This window comes from Thalassotalea sp. G2M2-11, assembly GCF_017168195.1.
GTDB lineage: Bacteria > Pseudomonadota > Gammaproteobacteria > Enterobacterales > Alteromonadaceae > Thalassotalea_E.
On sequence record NZ_JADNYL010000002.1, the window covers coordinates 845,196 to 865,205 of the forward strand.

Below are 20,010 nucleotides of genomic sequence, written 5' to 3' on the forward strand. Positions count from 1 at the left end.
TTCTCCAAATATGATTCTTAATTCGTTACTTGATCTGAAGGCAACATTTTAAAAAAACATTTTCATTAAGTTAAATTATCATTAATAATGATATTAATAATTCTTTGTTATGGTAAAAATGTGTTAAATCCAATCTGGCTTAAGACGTTCGTTACTTTGGTTGATACCGGCCATTTTACACAAACTGCTGAAAAACTATTTATGACTCAACCTGGTGTTAGTCAGCATATTAATAAGTTAGAACAAGCTTGTGGGCACTCATTGCTAAAACGAGAAAAGAAATCTTTCGTGATCACTGAACAGGGCAAGTTAGTATATGAATACGTGAAAAAGTTAGTATTAGATGAACAAGCGCTCATTGAGCAAATGAATTTTGATAATCCTTACTCTGGAGAGTGCACATTTGCCTGTTCTGGCTCTGTTGCTTTATTGCTATACCCTAAGCTACTAAAACTTCAAGCCATACATCCTGAACTCGTTATCAGCCTTAAAGCTGCTCCAAACTACCAAATATTAGCTGAGGTTAAAGAAGGAAGTATTGATCAAGGCATAGTCACAGACATCCCAAATGAAAGCTTTTTTGATGTAAAGCAACTTGGCCAAGAACCATTGTGTTTAGTCACTCCTCTGAGTATTGATAACAAAGCATCAATAAAGGAGATGTTAATGGAGTTAGGGGTAATTTCTCACCCAGATGTAGAGCATTATTTATCATTGTACTGTTCACAAAGCAATGAACAAGAATTACAACAACTTGATATCAACAGCATTCCTGTGAGAGGCTTTATCAATCAAATCAGTCAGATTTTGCAACCCATAGCCGAAGGCATTGGCTTCACCGTACTACCTAAAAGTGCTGTGGACAGTTTCCATAATAAAAAATATTTAAAGATAATTGCGCCAAAACACTCTGTCGTTGAAACATTATATTTGGTCAAAAAGAAAAATCGCTCATTGCCTGCACGCTTCAAAACGTTTAATTCTGTCATTGAAAATGTTTGGTAGTCTCTATGCTTTTACCCTGAGTTAAAAGTTTGCTCTGGTAGTTTAGCTCTTTATTAATAGAGAGTTTTTTCGATAATTGCTTCTTGCTTTGATAGCGAGGATTGTGGTTAAATTTTTCTTCCCGGTATTCTTTTCACCACCGGCAAAGCATTAGCGGATAAATATCGAATACTTCAGCAACTTCCTTTGACATTACATCGCTATTTAAGCTTAGTTCGCCCCCTTTGATTTTGAAATCGATCAGATACTTAAAGTTGAGTATATCTAGGCACTGTAGCCTCCTCAATGTGATAAGGAGCTGCCCACTAAAACAGGTCAAGACCACATTATTTATTCGCTCCCTTAGCAAAAATCAGCACACCCTTGTTCAAATGAGCGAACTGCTTAAATTCTCCATTTTATTCCTAACTATTGCCTGATAAAGTGCAGACAATTTTTAATGTGTTAAGAAGATGATTATGAGTGAATCAATCCCTCCTTGTCCTCAATGTGAATCAGAGTACGTTTATCAAGATCAAGCATTGTTGGTGTGTCCTGAATGTAGTTACGAGTGGGATCCAAACGAGCCAGATGAAGATGCCATTATAGTAAAAGATGCTAATGGTGCAGTACTCACTGATGGTGACAAAGTGACCGTTATTAAAGATTTAAAAATTAAAGCGAGCTCACAGGTGATCAAAATTGGTACTAAAGCCACGATAAAGCGAGTACTAGATAAAAAAGATCACCAGCTAGACTGCAAAGTTGATGGTGTAGGCGAGATGATGGTTACCGCTAAGTTTGTTAAAAAAGCTTAAGTGCGCTTGAGCTCATCGTGATTTGGTTTAGCGGTAGGTAGCAGTTAAATCGGTTTGCCTTGAAATTTATTTAAGCGACAATTAATTGTGATTGATACACTTGAACACACTCTCGAGTCAATAGTCAGTGCTCTACAAATATAAATTACAGGGTAGCTCAGTTTAACAGAGGCTACCCTGAAAGTTACTTCACTTGTTTGAACAATTTTTTGTAATGAAAGCCTTGGACAAAATCAACTTTAATGTGCTGTGCAAAGCTGAGATCGTCTTCGGTTTCGACCCCTTCTAAAATAATTTTTTTACCCGCAGTATGCGCATAATCTACGAGTGATTTTACTAATAACATGAAGTTTCGATTGTGCTGATTGGCTAATACATGCTTGTCTAATTTTACATAGCTCACCAGCTGAATAACTGCGGTAGAAAGCATCGACTGAGGGTTACAAACATCATCAATAGCGGTTTGAATATTATTTTTTGCCAGATTATTGATCATGGAGAGGCTCATGATCGCATCGTTAATCTCAGAGTTCTCAATCAATTCAACGATGATATTTGAGCGATTAAAGTCTTTAAATAATTTTAAGAAAGGATTTTTTTCCTTAAGCTCTCCCGAAGAAAAGTAAGAGTCCTGATCCAAATTAACAAATAGATCTGCTTGCTTTGATGCGTAAGCCAGTTGCAGTTTTTTTTGTAAGTATTCCACTTGAAACAGACTTAATGGGCTATCGTGCAGTGAGGAATAAACGATATCCGGTGGAATTTTTTGATTATCTACGTCATAAAATCTCGCTAAACTTTCATAGGCAAATATTTCCTGGTTGTTAATACAAATAATAGGTTGATACTCAACACCAAACCGTTGATTTTCAATAATATCAATAAGGCAAGAGGCAGATAAATGATGTTTGTTTTTCATGAAGAAATTAAATACAAAGTGTATTTATTGGTTCCAACAGCTTATAGAGGAACCAGAGTGTAAATGAGAATTATTCTCATGTAAATAAGAAGGCATTCGACTGCCTACAAGTTGACCAAATCGTTGTTTAGATGAGCAATAGTTAAGGTTATTACAATGAATAATAGTAGTTTTTCTACAACCAATAAAAAGTTATTGGTTGTAGTAATACATTGGAAGAAATGAATCAGTTTACTGTTTTGGCTTTGCTGTTTTGTTTTTATAAATGACCAAAGCAACTAGCAGGAATGCTAATAAAAATAAGCCAAACGTTGAACTGCTTTGGTCAGCTTCTACATCAGCGGGGCTAACAATATTCTGGCCATTACCGGTTAATTGGTAGGTTTGATAATATTCGTCATTCATTTTTAAGGCGTTAATTTCTACCGTTTTTCCTAACAGAATTTGCGAGCGATCATCTTCACAATATTCACGTTTAAATTTTACGGTTAAATTGTAGGTAAAATCAGACTCTTTTAGGCTTAAAGCCGCTGCACCTTTATTTGGGCAATGAAGCTTATGAATGGTACCGTTAATTGTTTCTATATTGGTTAATTCGGCATAAGGCGTCGCATGATAAGCGCTCATCACACCAAATATCGCAAATAACGCAGCAACCGATAATAAGAATATGTTTGTATTTTTACTCATAATGCTTGTTAGCTTGTCAATTTCAAAAAAATCATTGTCGAGTTATAAAAGTTAAGTTGAACATAACACCATGAGGTTTGTCTTTAATTTTATTTGCTTGCCGACAAGTTTATTGCGATTTATTGATTTGCTCGACATTTAATGGCGCCTGTTAGTTGCTGATCAAGCCGTTTAACCCCTTCTGGACAAAACTAGGCAAAGCAAATGCCGCGCTATGCAGTGGCGCATTATAATAATCGAAATTAAGGCCACTTTGATCAACACGCTTAGGCTCAAAGTCATTTACCGGGTGATATTTTTTAGAAGCAAAGGTAAAGCTCCACAACCCTCCTGGATAGGTAAGATTGCTAAAGCTATACAGATAACACTGTGGAAATACGGCATTAAGTACCGTTAATAGCGATTGTTGGATATCCATGGCATACCATGAAGACTCGCCTTGAGAGACAACAATGCCATCATCAGCTAGGCAGTTATACACATCTTGGTAAAACTCTTCACCAAATAAAGGCTGTGCTGGTCCAATAGGATCGGTACTATCAACAATAATGACATCAAATTTTTCATTGGTATCTTTAACAAACTTAACTCCATCACCAATGATTAAATTGATTCTCGAATCATTTAATGCACAAGAGGTTTGTGGGATGTGCGCTTTACAGGCATCAACGACCATACCGTCAATTTCCACCATAGTACATTTTTCAACAGATTGATGGCGAATGACTTCTCGTGCTGTGCCACCATCTCCACCGCCAATAACCAGTACATTTTTGGGAGCAGGATGAACAAATAATGGCACATGAGAAATCATGTCATGGTAGGCAAATTCATCACGCTCGGTAACCATGACGAGTCCATCATTGAGCAACATTTTTCCATGGCCTTTAGTCTCAACAACATCCACTGTTTGAAACTCGCTTTTCCCAGAGAAAAGTACCTTTTCAACTTTAAACTTTAAGCCTAAAAAATCTTGAAATTTTTCTTCAATCCATAAATTAGAGTGCATGGTGTTCTCCAGAAATATCAAGCATTACAGGCTTGGTAAATGAGGTTTGAGGTTGAATAAAGTTAGCAAAATGAACAAGGTAACCATTCGATAATGTATTACAAACTAATGAACTGCTAACATATTGGTCAGGGATAACCGTGTTAATTTGATCTTCAAATGCCGCTTCGTTAAAGGCAAGTAAATCAAAAGACACTGGTTTTAATATTTGTAAAATTTTGGGCGCAAGCTCAAGCAGGTTAAGGTTTGACTCAAAAGAAATATAACTACTACTATCTTGCGGCGTCACATGAATGGTCAAGTATTGGTCATCTTTAATGGCATTTAGCGAATAACCATATGGATCAAATACATAGTCATCGATAATAAAGTTTGGTAATAACTCATCAATGCACAAAAATGTTCGTATTTGCTCTTTAGTTAAATTAGCTTGTGTTAAGTGCTCGGAGGCATGCTTGCTAATTTGATAGGCAAGTAACTCATAAGTTTTGTCATTAATGTCGGCTTGATACTCATTGTCTTGATGGAAAATATAATTATGGTGAGAATCTAACTCACCAAAGCGATAAGCTCTTCCTGAAAATATATTTGAGAGCATTTTTATATCATCGCCGAAACAACTTGGTTGTGCCTGAGAAAAATATTCGTTTTTCCGTTGATAAATCACTTGTTTAATTAGCGCATTATCAAAGTTATTTAAAAAAAAGCTTACCGAGTTAACCAAATGTGTTTGGCCACAGGTTAAGATTAAAAACCTGTCTTGCCAAACAAAAAGGCTAGATTCAGACAACAAGAACGCCTTGCAATATGGGTTTTCAATAAATGAAAGAATTTGAGCATTACAACAGCTGACTAGCTCACACCAGAAATCATAGTTAATATCTGTGAGTAAGTTTAGTTGGCTAGCATCGATATGTATTTCTGCTTTTTTTTCTGAACCTTCAAAAAACAAACGCCTGTCCTCAAAGTGCGACACAAAAAAGGTGCGCTATTTTACAAATAAAAATTGCTTTTTCAATAGAATTTTTGTCACTTAAACACATTTAGTGATTAGCTAAAGTTAAGCCCTGTTCATGTAAAATGCAATGAGTGAATGAAGTAATCATATCTGTCAGTTAAATTGTTAAAAAAACACTATACTTTGGCTAAATATTTTGCATAATTGCGCGAAAAATATCTTAGGTCATTGAGTGTGCCAAAACTTAAACATATTGATGTCAACTTAACACCTGCGCCTACTGCTTATGAATGGTCGCGAACCACTCCAGCTATTTACAAAAATAGCAGCCATATTATTGGTTTTGAATTTGATGGTACCGCCTGTTTTCGTAAAGGTGCTAAAGCAGGCCCTAATGCAATACGTGCAGTATCAGGAGACATAGAGTCGTATTCGCCATACTTAAACGCGGATTTAGCAGATCATCCGTTTGTTGACTTAGGTAACATCCCCATAGATAAAAGTATTAACAAGGATAGCGAGCCTGCATACATAAAGCAGCAATTTAACCTTGCTTGTGAGACGTTTAACCAGCTCTTACAAGGTGTGTCATTGGCTGAAAACAAGGTAAAAATACTGACACTTGGCGGCGAACATTCTATTTCATATGCGCCTATTGTCCGTTATTTACAAGAATATCCTGATTTAGTCGTACTCCATTTAGATGCCCATGCTGATTTACGTGATGGCTATTTAGGCTATCACTATTCTCATGCTTCTATTATTCGCCGTATTCATGATCATTTTACCGAGAGTAATACCTTGATCCAGTATGGTATTCGCTCAGGAACCAAAGAAGAATACCACTGGATGAAAGACCATAAGACAATTAAGCAGAGTCGTGATGAGTTTTTGGCAGCCGTTGACGCCATTCCAGCAGATAGACCTGTTTATCTTACGTTAGATCTCGATTATTTTGATCCGAGCTACTTCCCAGGTACTGGCACACCTGAACCAGGTGGTGAAGATTTTCATTCGTTTGTGAGCTTATGTAAACGTTTACGAAATAAAAACTTTGTCGGATGTGATGTAGTCGAACTGTCACCAGAAATAGACAGTACAGGTAATAGCGATGTGTTTGCGACTAAGGTCGTGCGTGAATTATTATTGTGTTTAGCTTAACGGGGAATAACGTTGGAACATCAAAACCTTTCTAAAGATATGGAACAAGCCAGTAACAGTGTAGTTTGGTCTGTTGAAGAAGCAGAAAAAACATATCGTGTGAAACGATGGGGAAATGGTTACTTTGCTGTTGGTGAACATGGCAATATTGAGGTAACTCCTCGTTATGATCAGCCAAAGTTAAAGATTAATTTACGTGAAATCATTGATGAAATGGCAAGTGAAGGCATTGAATTTCCTGCTGTCATTCGCTTTCACGATATTTTGCGTTCGCAAGTAGAGCAGCTAAATCGCACCTTTAGAAATACCATTGAACAGGCGCATTACGAAGGGCATTATTTAGGGGTATTTCCGGTTAAAGTAAACCAAATGCGAGAAGTTATTGAGGAAATTATTGATGCGGGCGCTCGCTTTAACTATGGCTTAGAGGCTGGCTCTAAACCCGAGTTAATCGCCGCATTGGCTTATAATACTAATGAAAACTCTTTAACCATTTTAAATGGTTACAAAGACGAAGAATATTTACGCTTAGCATTGTTAGGCACAAAAATTAAGCGCAAAATGGTGATCGTAATCGAGAAGTTTAGTGAACTAACTAAACTTATTACACTATCAAAAATGCTTAATATTGAGCCTATTATTGGTCTGCGCGTAAAAATGATGGCCAAAGGACGAGGCAAATGGGAAAGTTCAAGCGGTGAGCGCGCAAAGTTTGGCTTAAGTATCACCGAAATACTCAATGCCGTATCCCTGCTTGAAAAAGAAGGTTTACGCCATACCATCAAGCTTTTACATTTTCATATTGGTAGTCAATTAACGGATATTCGAGCAATAAAAGAAGCCGTTCAAGAAGCATCATTAATTTATGCTCGACTTGTTAAACAAGGCGTACCATTAGAGTATGTTGATGTGGGTGGCGGCTTAGCAATAGATTATGATGGCTCACAATCTACCAATGACTCTTCCTGTAATTATTCAATAGAAGAATATATTAATGACATTGTCTATGGCTTTAAACAAAGCTGTGATCTAGAAGAAGTTCCACATCCCAATTTAGTCAGTGAGAGTGGTCGAGCAATGACGGCCCATCATTCATGTGTAGTGACTAAAGTAATTGGCGAAATTCATCCAAGTGGTGCTAAGTATAATACTCGAAAAACAACAGGTGAGCATATTATTGTGACTAATATGCGCACCATTGAAACAGATTTAAACCAAAGTAATTTTCAAGAAACCTATAATGATATCGCTCAGTTAAAAGAGCAGGCATTACAGGCATTTAAGCTAGGTATTATGTCATTAGAAGAAATGGCAAAAATTGAGACCCTGTATTGGCGTATTTTGTCTCAAGTAGATGCATTGGCACAACGACAAGAATTTGTGCCAGAAGAGCTAAAAGAAATTCCTGAGATGATGTCGTCCCAATACTTAGCTAATTTTTCTGTGTTTCAATCTGCGGCAGATTCATGGGCAATAGATCAAGTACTTCCGATAGTGCCTATTTCTCGATTGAATGAACAACCAACAAAGTTATGTAGTTTGGTTGATATTACCTGTGATAGTGATGGCAAAATAGATAAATTTATTGGTGAAGACACTATTGCTAAGCATATTCCTATGCACCAGTTAAAAGAAGGTGAAGATTACTTTATTGGTCTGTTTTTAACAGGAGCTTATCAGGATGTCATGGGCGACATGCATAACCTATTTGGACGATTGAACGAAGTACATATTGTTAGTTATGACGATGATCCTAAAGATTTTTATATTGAAGAAGTTGTCAAAGGTTCATCTGTCGATAAAGTGTTATCGACAATGCAATATACACCTGAAATCTTAGCTCAGATGGTAAAAAAGGAAATAGATAAACAGATCCAACGTGGAAAAATTAAGCCTAGAGAAGGTGTGCAATGGATAGACTTTTACGAAGATTGCTTAGACGGATACACCTATTTAAAATAAATAGAAATGATATTAGCCGCTAATGAGGTGGCTAAATTCATTAGGCCACGATCGTTCAAGCTCAACATGCCATTAAACATTCGTGCTATGAAAGTAGGGATTGGTTTTGATGGGTGCAATGTCGACTTTTATAAGCACTCGGGCATACGCCAAAATATTGTTTAAAAATACGACTAAAATGACTTGAATTACTATAGCCTAAGGAGAAGCAAACCTGCGTTATTTGCTGGCCTTGTTTAATTAACTGAGCGGCTTTTTTTAATCGCGCCTGCTGCTGGTATACCATAGGGGTACAACCTAAGTGATTCTTAAACTGGTGAAAAAATTTCGTTCTGCTCATGCAAGACAACTTACATAACTGTTCTATATCTAACGCCTCATTTAAGTGATTATTAATATAAAAAAGCGCCGAGTTTAAACCATTGTATTCAGGGTCTCTTTGACTGTGATGAAGTAAAAAATGTCGTGTTTGGTGACGTAGTAAACGAACAATTAACTCGGAAACGGCAAGATCTATCATCACGCTACGGTCTTGGTGTTTTTCAGCAAATATTTGTACTATCCGATACAACAAAGCTTGTGTATTACTATTGTGATGCGTATGCACAAGTGTATGTTGATAATCCCATTCACCATATACCTCACTAAGTGGTGAACTGGTATTTAAGCCATTGGCGATTTGCTGAATACGTTCTTTCGAGATCTCTATGGCTAAACAAGTGGTTGGCTCATTAAATTTCGCTTCTGGAAAATCAATCTCTACGGGCTGATTAGGCGCCATAATAAAAGATTCATGGGGGAAAAATGCCGCCTGATATTTATCAGATGCGCAATGCATCACTTTTTTTCCGGTTACCATGCCACAGAACAGTAACTGATCAGACATCAACGCCACACGATCAGCCTGTTCATAAGTATCATAAATACTTAACTCAGTATCAGGCCCAGCAAAACTTATTTTGTTTTCAACCAAAACTTTCGGGTTTTCTCTGCTCTTTCTCAGACTTCCGTGGATCATAATAGGTCTACCAAGGTTAGGGTTTGTTGCCCTTCTATTCTGTTCAAAATAAAACCAGTTGATTATCAGTATCAATTTTTAGAACTGAGAGTCAACTTTTTTGGACTATCAGAATAACTCATTTCCCAATACCTGATTAAGGTTAGTTGACTACACAATAAATACAACTAGAGGAAAGTCTTATGATTTATGCAACACCTGGGGAAACTGGTTCAATTGTTACTTTTAAAGAGCGATATCAAAACTATATTGATGGTCAATGGGTCGCGCCAGTCAATGGTGAGTATTTCGATAATATCAGCCCAGTCAATGGCAAGCCTTTTTGTCAAATACCTCGTTCTGATGGACAAGATATTAACTTAGCATTAGATGCAGCCCATAAAGCCAAAGCGGCATGGGGTTCAACCTCCGTGACAGAACGTTCTAATATTTTATTAAAAATTGCTGACAAAATAGAAGAAAATTTAGAGTATTTAGCCGTTGCAGAAACTTGGGATAACGGTAAAGCGATTCGCGAAACCCTTGCAGCTGATATTCCATTAGCCGTTGATCATTTTAGGTATTTCGCTGGTTGTCTTCGAGCACAAGAAGGCTCTGTTGGCGAAATAGATGCAAACACCGTTTCATATCATTTTCATGAACCGTTAGGCGTCGTTGGTCAAATCATTCCTTGGAATTTTCCTATCCTTATGGCGGCTTGGAAGTTAGCACCTGCCCTTGCTGCAGGTAATTGCGTGGTATTAAAGCCAGCAGAACAAACGCCAGCTTCTATTTTATTATTACTCGAACTTATCGGCGATTTATTGCCACCAGGAACACTCAACGTTGTTAATGGTTATGGCGCAGAAGCAGGACAAGCATTAGCTACCAGTAAGCGTATCGCTAAAATTGCTTTCACAGGTTCTACCCCTGTTGGTTCACATATTTTGAAATGCGCGGCTGAAAATATCATTCCTTCTACCGTCGAGCTTGGCGGTAAATCCCCCAACATCTATTTTAAAGATGTAATGGATTTAGAAGATGAGTACTTAAGTAAATGTATTGAAGGAACAGTATTAGCATTTTTCAACCAAGGGGAAGTATGCACCTGTCCTTCAAGGTTATTCGTGCATGAAAAAATATACCCTGAATTTATCGCTAAAGTGATCGAGCGCTCGAAAGCGATTAAACGAGGAAACCCTCTAGATACTGAAACCATGGTAGGCGCACAAGCCTCACAAGAGCAATTTGATAAAATCATGAGCTATATCGCTATTGGTCAACAAGAAGGCGCTGAACTATTATTAGGCGGTGAAGTTGAGTCGCTAAATAATGAATACAAAGATGGCTATTATATCCAACCTACCTTATTAAAAGGCAATAATGATATGCGGGTCTTTCAGGAAGAAATCTTTGGCCCAGTTATTTCTGTTTCAACGTTCAAAGATGAAGAAGAAGCACTGGCATTAGCCAATAGTTCTGAGTTCGGTCTGGGAGCTGGCGTATGGACACGTGATATGAACCTAGCTTATCGAATGGGTCGAAAAATAGAAGCTGGTCGCGTATGGACAAATTGTTATCATATGTACCCTGCTCATGCCGCCTTTGGTGGTTATAAAAAATCTGGCGTTGGCAGAGAAACTCATAAAATGGCACTAGAGCACTACCAACAAACGAAAAACGTGTTAGTGAGTTATGACATCAACCCTCTCGGGTTCTTCTAAACTCGCAGTATTGTCTAAACTCTCCGTAATAAAAGGCAAATCCATACGGATTTGCCTTTCTTTGTTGAATACACACAATTAGCTCAAAAAAAATAAACACTTTCAATTTATTCGCACAGTTGGATAAATTGCGTTAAGGCGTTTTTGATTTCGACAATATCAAACACATCGGTGGCTTGTTTAAGTTGTTTCGCCAGCATTAATAAACTATCAGACTGCTTAACGTTAGCTAAAGCCTGTAGTTCATCGGCAAACTGTGCAATCTCTGTTAAGTTATTACTTTGTTTAAGTTTTTTGCATGTTTCGAGATACTCTTGCCTAAGGATATTCTGTAGCTCATCATCCAACGACACCTTTGCTCCCTCAGACATGGGTTGTCTAACCTCATATTCCTCATAAGGTAAATGCTTCTTGAGCTCAGTAATTAATTCTTCTTTCAGTACTGGCTTTCTTAAATAACCAGCAAAATTTTCACGCCGTTGTCGTTCATAGTCATCACGCATAACAGAAGCTGTCAGTGCAACAATCGGTAAATTAGGCTGTGATTGTTTAATCATCGTTGCCGCTTGATAGCCATCCATCACTGGCATTCTTATATCCATTACGATTAAATCAAAGTCTTGCTCGTTGGATAGTTGCACGGCTTGCTCACCATTACTCGCCTCTTCAGAGCGAATATTTAACGTGTTAAAAATTTCTATTAACAGCCGACGGTTATCAGCAATATCATCAACAACAAGCACCTTAATATCATGAAAGCGCACCGCACTAGCCGTTGATTGCTCTGCAACTTGTGTTTCACTATTCTTTTGAATTGACGTGACATCGATTGAGCTAAGATAAACAGAGAAACAAGAACCCTTTCCTTGTGTGCTAGTCACTGACAATTGACCATTCATCAGTTCAGTGAGTCGCCGACTTATTGTTAAACCAAGGCCTGTGCCACCATATTTTCGAACACTTTGACCTTCTTGTTGCTGGAAACTTTCAAAAATATGTTCCACCTTATTGGCGGGAATACCAATACCGGTATCTTCAACATCAATTCGCAAATCAACCGTACTATGTATTATGTTTTCGTTGATTGCAGTGGCGCGTAAAGTAATACTGCCTTCATCGGTGAATTTCACTGCATTACCGACCAAATTAAATAAAATTTGTCGGATACGAGTGGAATCAAGTAGTAACGATTGAGGAATTTTTTCATCAACCTCAAGTAGAAAATCTAACCCCTTCTTACGTACGTTCATGGTAAATATGTTACTAATATCTTCAAAAATAATATGGGGGTTACACACTTCTTTGGAGATGGTCAGTTTACCCGCTTCTATTTTAGATAAATCAAGAATGTCGTTTATTAACAACAGTAACGAATTGCCCGCAGATTTAATTGTTTTAACAAAAGATTTAAGTTTTTCATCCTTTATTTGTTCATAAAGCAATTCAGTAAAGCCAATAATGGCATTCATTGGCGTTCGAATTTCATGACTCATATTCGCTAGAAATTCTGATTTAGCACGATTAGCTGCTTCCGCACTATTTTTGGCTTGCTCCAGCGCTCTTTCCATTGAAACCCGATCATTTAAGTTCACAATAAGGTGCAATAAAGCAGCTTTACCATGATACTTGATTGGAATAATCGAGAGCAGCCCCTCAATCACTTGCTGGTCAAGGGTATTAATTTTGACTTGTTTATCATGAACATTATCAACTTCCCCTTGATAAAAGCGCTCAGCCGAGATCATGCCAACTTGTTCTTCTTGCATAGCTAATTCGTCAATGGCATGAACATTGGCCATGATCAGCAAATTTGTCTGAGCATCAACAACATAAATAATCACTGGCGTATTATCTATGACCACAGATAAGTTTCGTTCACTTTGCTTGAGCTCTAACTCTGTTTTTATCCTAAGTTCAATTTCCGTTTGTAATTTACGATTCCAGATCACAATAATACTAATAATCAAGATGGCTATTGCAACGGTGAAGGCAATCAGTTGGTAGTCGGTTTTGATCACAGGTTCTTGATTGCCCCATTTATCAAGGATCTGTTGCTTTTCTATGGTACTGATACTGGCAAGTACCTTATTAAATATCGGCACTAATTCTTGAAATTCAGGTTGAATAGCAAAGCTGATATCCAGTTGATAATCGGTTTTACCGACAATTCTGAGCCCAGTATAACCATGTTCTGCAATCAGGTAATTTACCTGAGCTAATGAACAAACAAAAATATCAGTCTTACCTAATGTTAAGTCTTGTAAACCTTGTTCGGCAGAGTTCACAAGCTGAAACTTTTTATCAGGAAAGCGCTCAATTAACGCTGAAGTACTGGAGTAATCATCAATCAGGGTAATACGCTTGTCTAATTCTTTACTGATATCATCAATATATTTATGCTGATTTTGCATCACCAACACAAAAGGACTTTCGATAAAGCTGTCGGTAAATGATAACTGCTCAAAAGCGCTATAATTCGAAGAAGCAGCCCCTATATTAACGTTATTTTGCGTAATGAGCTCAGCACTTTCTTGCCAGTTTTTAGTGGGTATGCGCTTAAACTCAATATTGAGTGTTGCAGCGATAATTGATAAGTACTCGGCTATCATCCCTCGGTGCTGCTGTTGCTCATCGATTGATTCGTACGGCATCCAATTTGGATCCGAAGCAAAGGTAAAATAATCATGGTTAAGCAACCATGAACGTTCAGATTTTGTCAAATTCACTTTGACATCGCTCGACAAACTGCGATTTATTAGCCACTTATCAAGGATATTATTAAGCTGCTCCCCTTCAATATGTAATAATACTTGATTGATTATCTCCCTAAGAGGTTGGTAATCATCGCGCATAGCAATATGTAGATAGTTTGTCGGTGCATTAGGTAGAGTTTTAAACGGTGTGATATTGGTCACGGCTTTCTGACGAAGTAAATAGTTCACTACTGCATGTGAGTCATACATCGCATCTGCTTTGTTCTCTACGATAAAATCTATTGCCTGCCCTGGAGATTCGACAAAAACCAAACGCAAACCAGGCAACAACTGTCGTATTTCTTCTGCCATTGCACTATCTCGAACTATTGCTAAACGAAGACCATTTAACTCACCTATATTGTTAATTTTGATATCATTGCGAATAAAAAAATAATTCAACAGATTAAGGTAAGGTTTCGAAAACAATAAATGCTTCGTGCGAGCAGGTGTTTTGAACGTAGCAATTAATAAATCTCGTTCTTTACGTTCAACTTGCGCCAACGACTTTTCCCATACGTTGGTGGAATATTCGAAAGTTAAGCCAGTTAATTGGCTAATAGCCGTGAGTAAATCATGCCCGGCGCCATCATGCTCACCCTGCTCATTTTTAAATTCAATGGGCGCCCACGCATTATCACCTGCAACTCGAATAACTGGGTGTGCCGCTATCCACTGCTTTTGTGCTTCAGTTAAGACAAGAGGTGCTATTGGCTGTTCTTTTTCTGCAATTATCTGTGGTGATATTGACCATTTTTCTAACAGTGTACGTTTTTGTGTTGGCGTGATCGCATCAATACCTTTGTTGATAATAGAGATCAGTTCTGGGTTATCTTTAGTGGTTGCCATTTTAAAAGCAAAGGAGTGGCTGCCTTCAATCGGCTTAACCGCTTTAATATTAACTAAACCATCGACATCAACCTGATATTGAATCGCCGTATATGAATCAAAAATCAAATCAACTTGATTATCTAACAGCATCTGTATCACATCATCCAAACTATCCGCCATGACAATCTGAAGTTTGGGGTATTGCGCTCTTAATAACTCCTCCGCTGCATTATCGGCGACAATTGCTACGGTTAATCCATCAAGCTGAGGGTTTTGTGAGATATCTAATGATTGTCGAGAGAAAAAATAATCAAGAGAGCGTAAATATTCTTTCGAAAAAATAAAGTATTTATCACGTGCTTCATTTTGATATATCGCAGGTAATAACTGGTTCTGACCTAATTTGGTACTTTCTAATGCCAGATGCCAATTGCTCACATTATAATGTAACTTCAACCCTGTTTTTTTCGCGATTAATACTAAAAAATCATGCGCAAACCCTTGGTGATCGCCCTGTTGATTAATAAAATCTATTGGAGGTAAGTTAATATTCCCCGCGACATTAATCTTCGGATGTTGGTTTAACCACGCTTGTTCTTTTGACGTTAACTGAATTTGCAGGTTTTCTTCATTATCTGGTGTGGTAAACCAACGACTGTATATCGCACGATGCTGTTCTGGCGTTATCGCATCAAGCCCTTTTTGAATAATACTGGCTAAAATAAGATTATCTTTGTGAGTTACGATATGAATAGGATTCTTACCTAAATGACGTGTCGACTTAAATGGTACTATGGTCGTGATCCCCTCCATTTCAAGGGTATAAATAAGTGCTCCATAAGTATCAAATAACAAATCAGCTCGATGCTCCAGAACAGCATCAATTGCCGCGCCAAAGGTGGCTACATCGACAATTTCAATCTCAGGAAAATGCTCGCGAATAATTTTTCTATGGGCATACCCTTTAGGGAGAGCCAGTCGCTTACCATTTAGATCATCAAATGTTTGGACATCAAGATCCTTACGCACAAAAAAGTAATCAAGGGCTTCAAAATATGGTTTCGAAAAATGGAGGTATTGCTCTCGTTCTGGGTTTTTATATACAGAACCAAGAATATCTATTTTTTTCTGTTTGATGTTGGTTAAGTGATGTTGCCAAGTATCAATAACCACTCGATAATTTAGCCCAGTGTAACGAGAGACTAAACGTAAATAATCAATGGCGATACCCTGATTCACACCTTGTGCATCAGTAAAATTAAAGGGGGTCCAATCGGGGCTCCCGCCAACAATAATATCAGGGGTATCTTTCAACCATTGTTGCTCAGCAGCCGTTAGTTCAACTTGTGAGAATTCTTGCGCTTGCAAACAACTACAAACACAAAACACTATTATCCAGCAACAAACAACACGGCAAATAAGCATATTACTGCTTCATAATCGCCAAAAATTGCGGCAAATTATCAACCAATATTTTTACCAGACTAGGATCAAAATGCGTACCGCTATTTTCTCTAATGTAATTGACCGCATCATCTACCGTCCAAGCAGTTTTATATTGGCGTTTATGGGTCAACGCATCAAACACATCAGCTAATGCAACAATACGACCGAAAATATGTATTTCTTCACCTTTGAGCCCTCTTGGATAACCTGAACCATCCCATTTTTCATGGTGTTCACGGGCAATAATTGAAGCGGCAGTGGTTAAACGGCGTTTGGAGTTTTTGAACAGTTCATAACCTTTTTGAGCATGGGTTTTCATGATGGTCATTTCTTCATCCGTTAAGCGACCAGGTTTATGTAAAATTTCTTTGGGGATGTAAATTTTACCTATATCATGCATGGGCGATGCTAAAAAGACACTATTGACTTCTTCATCACTCAGCGAAGGTACGTGTTGAGCAAGTAATTTACATGTTTCTGCAACCCGTTTAATATGCTGCCCCGTTTCATCAGAGGTTGATTCCATTACCTCCATTAACACATAAATCATTTCACACTGATTTTCTTCTATCTCTAGGGCTAAACGCTCTGCCTGTAATCGTGCTTTATTTTCAACTTCACTGGCATATTTTTTGAGATCAATTCGTGTTAAAGACAATTCAATATGCGTTTTAACTCGTGACAGTAACTCATTGGCATGAAATGGCTTAACAATATAGTCAACTCCGCCTATTTCAAAGCCTTTAGCAATCGCATCGGCATCGGCTTTAGCGGTGAGGAAAATGACCGGAATATCTTTAGTATCAGCATTTTTTTTTAATTCACAGCACACATCAAAGCCGTTCATTTTTGGCATCATGATATCGAGAAGCACCAGATCATAGTGGCTATTTTGAATAAGGTTAAGCGCTTCTTCACCATCAGAAGCAAATGAAAGGGTATAACTTTCTTCTTTTAATATATTCATTGCCACTTGAATGTTCTCTGACACATCATCAACAATAAGAATATGTATATCACTTCCGCTTTTCACTACTACTCCCTAACAAACTATACAACGAACCTGCCCATTTAAGACTCATTTAGTACTAAAATTTAACACTGCCACTTGCCCTTTTGCCCCTGCAAACAAAAATTTATCATCATCCGCAGCTAAAGTATAAAAACCTTTATCTTCTACTTTAGTATTGTTGCTTAATTTTTGCCATGTTAGGCCATGATCAAACGAGATATCATTGCCAGTTTTACCTGTTGCGATACATATAGCCCCTTGGCATGCCATCGCGGTTCTTAAGCCATGTTCACCACTATTGACTTTCTGCCACTTGCCAGCAATTTTTGTTGCCATGTTAGGGTATTTAGCGCGGCGCTGTTGATAATCCCCCCCTAAAACGAATAACTGACTATGATGATTGAGTGCCAAACCATAGCCTCCTGCAGTTTGTGTCTGTTGATAGAGTGGTACTGACATCCGCTGCCACGTTTCGCCAAAATCATCACTTTCATATACAGAGGCAGCAAAGCCTCCTGTGGTTATCCAAGCGTTACCATTTTTTCCTACTATCAGAGTATTGCCGCTGGCAGCAAAGGCTGCCTCTTTATCAAGAATTACGGGTAAATTGTCTTGAGAAATACGACGCCACGTTTTACCACCATCGAGTGTTTTTTTTACCACGTAGTAACCGTCAACCGGATCACCTAACAATAAACCTTTCGCCTCATCCCAAAAGGCAATTGAATCAAAAAAGCCCTGCTTATCTGTATTTTGATAAATCAATTGCCAAGTGTTGCCCCCATCTTGTGTTTTAAATAATACCGATTGTTGACCACTGCCCACGCCCATCACTATTGCCGTTTGACTGTCAAATAATGCGATATCTCGAAAATCCGTTATCAAACTGTGAACAACAGATTTATTAGACCAAGTAAGACCTCCATCTTGACTGACAAATACGCTATTATCTATTCCTGTCACCCAAAGCGAATCTGCTATCATTGCAGAGCCTCGTAACGAAGGCTCCCCAGTTATTGATGTGTGTTGCCATTGAGGGATGGATACCGTTTGTTTCGCAACAGCAATAAACGAAATACATAAGCTAAGTAGACTAAAAACAAGGATTTTTGATTTTCGCAACAACGACACTTTCAACACAGTTTAACCACCTAATGAAACATTTAATTTTTTAAACATACAATAAAACCTAAAGCAGAAATACCAAAATGTATTAAAATTATTGTAAACCTGTTGCTTTTGAGCGATAGTAATTTGCTTAAAGTTGAGCTGATAAACCTATTAAATAGCGAATGTTAGAAGTTGATGAAAAGATAATTGCAGACATAGGCCGTGGTTTTTCTGTACCTCCACAGCCAAGTTTATTAATAGAGCTTCAACAATTGATGCAAGCACCTGAGCCTGATATTAACCTTATTGCCACAACAATTTCGCAAGATGTGGCGATCTCAGCAACCATCCTAAAAACCGTTAATTCCCCAGTTTATGGTCTTGCTCGCTCGATTTCTGACATCCACAGAGCAGCTCGTTATATCGGCATTGAAGGCATAACATTGTTGGTCACCAATTGCTTACTCAGAAAAAGCTTTGATCAAAATAGTTGCAGCATTACCCTTGAAGACTTTTGGAATAACGCCAATAATATTGCTAATACCAGTGTTATTATTGGAAAGTCTTTAACCCAATCTGTTTCTAAAGATCGATTATTCACCTTAGGGCTATTCCACGATTGTGGCATTCCAGTGATGGCATCAAAGTATCAAGATTATGCCGACACCTATGAACATGCGTTAAATACCCCATCAGAAACCTTAACCTCAATTGAAGATAGCGTTTACCAAGTTAACCATGCCACTTTAGGTTATTATGTCGCTTCGTCATGGCGTTTACCCAGAGACATTTGTCAATTAATTCTTTGTCACCATGATAGAGAACTCCTAACAACATCTCGCGATCAAGCACAACGCTTTTATTTCGCCATCCTTAAAATGGCGGAAAACATTGTCCACAACCATCAACATTTTCGTGATGCTCCAGACTGGGCTTACATTTGTGATTCTGTGTTAGCAGTATTGGATTTGAGTGATGATAAATATCAGGACTTGCTCGAAGACTGCGCTGAACAGCAAATATAGAAAGATAACATCTAATTTTTCAATTAGATATCCTATATATTACGCTAAAGTCGTATTGCAAAATTTCAATTTTGATTAATACTAACAGCCATAGCACTTAATGAAGAAGTTCGGTGACATTTCGTTAAGTAAAGCATAATATTCACCAACAAAATAGCACAAATGTACTACCTTATAGGTACACTTGGAATGATATAAAGAGCGAAATGGATATCTCAAAATCAACAAGCAACGAAAAGTTTATTTATATTTTGCAACATAGTTTTATTCAGGAAGCGATAAAAATTGGTAGTAGTGAACGATCGCCAGAGTTAATTGCCGATGAGCTATCGCAGCAATTGAATTTACCCGGTAGATACCTAGTATTTTCAGCTATAAAATGTCTTGAAGCCAATCAAATAGAACAACGAGTGATGAAATCAGTCGCTCCTTATCGAGAAACCACTGGCTTCTACCAGTTATCTCCACAAAGTGCGCTCAATATTATTAAACGAGATATCATGCGCATCCCAATTAACGTGCTATTTGAACACTGCCATTAAGCAACTCAGTGGAATTACTAGGTAACCTACAGTGCTTATACCTATGTTATGGATAAGCACTGTAGTATT

15 protein-coding genes are annotated in these 20,010 nt (G+C 37.8%); 7 read left to right on the forward strand and 8 right to left on the reverse strand.

Annotated elements, in window-relative coordinates:
• Positions 1 to 120: 120 nt before the first annotated feature.
• Together IV514_RS09735 and IV514_RS09740 are read left to right on the forward strand one after the other, a co-directional pair.
• Complete coding sequence (locus tag IV514_RS09735; protein WP_206484970.1) at positions 121 to 1,005, forward strand: LysR family transcriptional regulator; 885 nt, start codon at positions 121 to 123, stop codon at positions 1,003 to 1,005.
• A gap of 458 nt (positions 1,006 to 1,463) precedes the next feature.
• On the forward strand, positions 1,464 to 1,802 hold the full coding sequence (locus tag IV514_RS09740) for a zinc ribbon domain-containing protein YjdM (RefSeq protein ID WP_206484972.1): 339 nt from the start codon (positions 1,464 to 1,466) through the stop codon (positions 1,800 to 1,802).
• Between the two features lie 184 nt (positions 1,803 to 1,986).
• On the opposite strand, the gene IV514_RS09745 is transcribed toward IV514_RS09740, so the two are convergent.
• The 4 genes from IV514_RS09745 to IV514_RS09760 form a co-directional block, all read right to left on the reverse strand.
• The gene (locus IV514_RS09745) at positions 1,987 to 2,721 is read right to left on the reverse strand and encodes an EAL domain-containing protein (RefSeq protein WP_206484975.1); all 735 of its coding nucleotides are present in this window, start codon (positions 2,719 to 2,721) and stop codon (positions 1,987 to 1,989) included.
• Between the two features lie 231 nt (positions 2,722 to 2,952).
• Positions 2,953 to 3,411, reverse strand: a complete 459-nt coding sequence (locus tag IV514_RS09750) for a hypothetical protein (protein WP_206484977.1) — start codon at positions 3,409 to 3,411, stop codon at positions 2,953 to 2,955.
• Positions 3,412 to 3,562: 151 nt separating this feature from the next.
• Positions 3,563 to 4,420 carry a polyamine aminopropyltransferase gene (gene speE, locus IV514_RS09755; protein ID WP_206484979.1) on the reverse strand — a complete coding sequence of 286 codons (858 nt, stop codon included), beginning with the start codon at positions 4,418 to 4,420 and terminating at the stop codon, positions 3,563 to 3,565.
• On the reverse strand, positions 4,410 to 5,396 hold the full coding sequence (locus tag IV514_RS09760; protein ID WP_346776912.1) for an adenosylmethionine decarboxylase: 987 nt from the start codon (positions 5,394 to 5,396) through the stop codon (positions 4,410 to 4,412). The genes speE and IV514_RS09760 overlap by 11 nt, the downstream gene beginning before the upstream one ends.
• A gap of 216 nt (positions 5,397 to 5,612) precedes the next feature.
• On the opposite strand from IV514_RS09760, the gene speB reads away from it, so the two are divergent.
• Both speB and speA read left to right on the forward strand, forming a co-directional pair.
• The gene (speB, locus tag IV514_RS09765; protein ID WP_206484983.1) at positions 5,613 to 6,539 is read left to right on the forward strand and encodes an agmatinase; all 927 of its coding nucleotides are present in this window, start codon (positions 5,613 to 5,615) and stop codon (positions 6,537 to 6,539) included.
• Between the two features lie 39 nt (positions 6,540 to 6,578).
• The gene (speA, locus tag IV514_RS09770; RefSeq protein WP_206485307.1) at positions 6,579 to 8,501 is read left to right on the forward strand and encodes a biosynthetic arginine decarboxylase; all 1,923 of its coding nucleotides are present in this window, start codon (positions 6,579 to 6,581) and stop codon (positions 8,499 to 8,501) included.
• Positions 8,502 to 8,586: 85 nt separating this feature from the next.
• Here the strand turns inward: speA and IV514_RS09775 are convergent, their stop codons facing one another.
• Positions 8,587 to 9,519 carry an AraC family transcriptional regulator gene (locus IV514_RS09775; protein WP_206484985.1) on the reverse strand — a complete coding sequence of 311 codons (933 nt, stop codon included), beginning with the start codon at positions 9,517 to 9,519 and terminating at the stop codon, positions 8,587 to 8,589.
• Between the two features lie 182 nt (positions 9,520 to 9,701).
• Here IV514_RS09775 and IV514_RS09780 point away from each other — a divergent pair, with 182 nt between their 5' ends.
• Positions 9,702 to 11,222, forward strand: coding sequence for an aldehyde dehydrogenase family protein (locus tag IV514_RS09780; RefSeq protein WP_206484986.1), 1,521 nt, complete (start codon positions 9,702 to 9,704; stop codon positions 11,220 to 11,222).
• A 107-nt stretch (positions 11,223 to 11,329) separates the two neighbouring features.
• On the opposite strand, the gene IV514_RS09785 is transcribed toward IV514_RS09780, so the two are convergent.
• The 3 genes from IV514_RS09785 to IV514_RS09795 are packed head-to-tail and all read right to left on the reverse strand — an operon-like array spanning position 11,330 to position 18,386.
• The gene (locus tag IV514_RS09785; RefSeq protein WP_206484988.1) at positions 11,330 to 16,174 is read right to left on the reverse strand and encodes a transporter substrate-binding domain-containing protein; all 4,845 of its coding nucleotides are present in this window, start codon (positions 16,172 to 16,174) and stop codon (positions 11,330 to 11,332) included.
• Positions 16,175 to 16,232: 58 nt separating this feature from the next.
• A complete protein-coding gene (locus IV514_RS17690) occupies positions 16,233 to 17,285 on the reverse strand; it encodes an HD domain-containing phosphohydrolase (protein ID WP_346776913.1) in 1,053 nt (350 codons plus the stop codon).
• Positions 17,286 to 17,330: 45 nt separating this feature from the next.
• Positions 17,331 to 18,386, reverse strand: a complete 1,056-nt coding sequence (locus IV514_RS09795; RefSeq protein WP_206484990.1) for a YCF48-related protein — start codon at positions 18,384 to 18,386, stop codon at positions 17,331 to 17,333.
• 170 nt (positions 18,387 to 18,556) lie between these two features.
• On the opposite strand from IV514_RS09795, the gene IV514_RS09800 reads away from it, so the two are divergent.
• Both IV514_RS09800 and IV514_RS09805 read left to right on the forward strand, forming a co-directional pair.
• Positions 18,557 to 19,399: an HDOD domain-containing protein gene (locus IV514_RS09800; RefSeq protein ID WP_206484992.1), complete on the forward strand. Its 843-nt coding sequence runs from the start codon at positions 18,557 to 18,559 to the stop codon at positions 19,397 to 19,399.
• A gap of 206 nt (positions 19,400 to 19,605) precedes the next feature.
• Positions 19,606 to 19,941, forward strand: a complete 336-nt coding sequence (locus IV514_RS09805) for a GIY-YIG nuclease family protein (protein WP_206484994.1) — start codon at positions 19,606 to 19,608, stop codon at positions 19,939 to 19,941.
• The last annotated feature ends 69 nt before the right edge of the window (positions 19,942 to 20,010 follow it).

Bases quoted from the DNA above. Each gene is read 5' to 3' on its own strand.
- IV514_RS09740 (WP_206484972.1), top strand. From the start codon at position 1,464: ATGAGTGAATCAATCCCTCCTTGTCCTCAATGTGAATCAGAGTACGTT.
- IV514_RS09745 (WP_206484975.1), bottom strand. From the start codon at position 2,721: ATGAAAAACAAACATCATTTATCTGCCTCTTGCCTTATTGATATTATT.
- IV514_RS09750 (WP_206484977.1), bottom strand. From the start codon at position 3,411: ATGAGTAAAAATACAAACATATTCTTATTATCGGTTGCTGCGTTATTT.
- speE (WP_206484979.1), bottom strand. From the start codon at position 4,420: ATGCACTCTAATTTATGGATTGAAGAAAAATTTCAAGATTTTTTAGGC.
- speA (WP_206485307.1), top strand. From the start codon at position 6,579: ATGGAACAAGCCAGTAACAGTGTAGTTTGGTCTGTTGAAGAAGCAGAA.
- IV514_RS09775 (WP_206484985.1), bottom strand. From the start codon at position 9,519: ATGATCCACGGAAGTCTGAGAAAGAGCAGAGAAAACCCGAAAGTTTTG.
- IV514_RS09780 (WP_206484986.1), top strand. From the start codon at position 9,702: ATGATTTATGCAACACCTGGGGAAACTGGTTCAATTGTTACTTTTAAA.
- IV514_RS09800 (WP_206484992.1), top strand. From the start codon at position 18,557: ATGTTAGAAGTTGATGAAAAGATAATTGCAGACATAGGCCGTGGTTTT.
- IV514_RS09805 (WP_206484994.1), top strand. From the start codon at position 19,606: ATGGATATCTCAAAATCAACAAGCAACGAAAAGTTTATTTATATTTTG.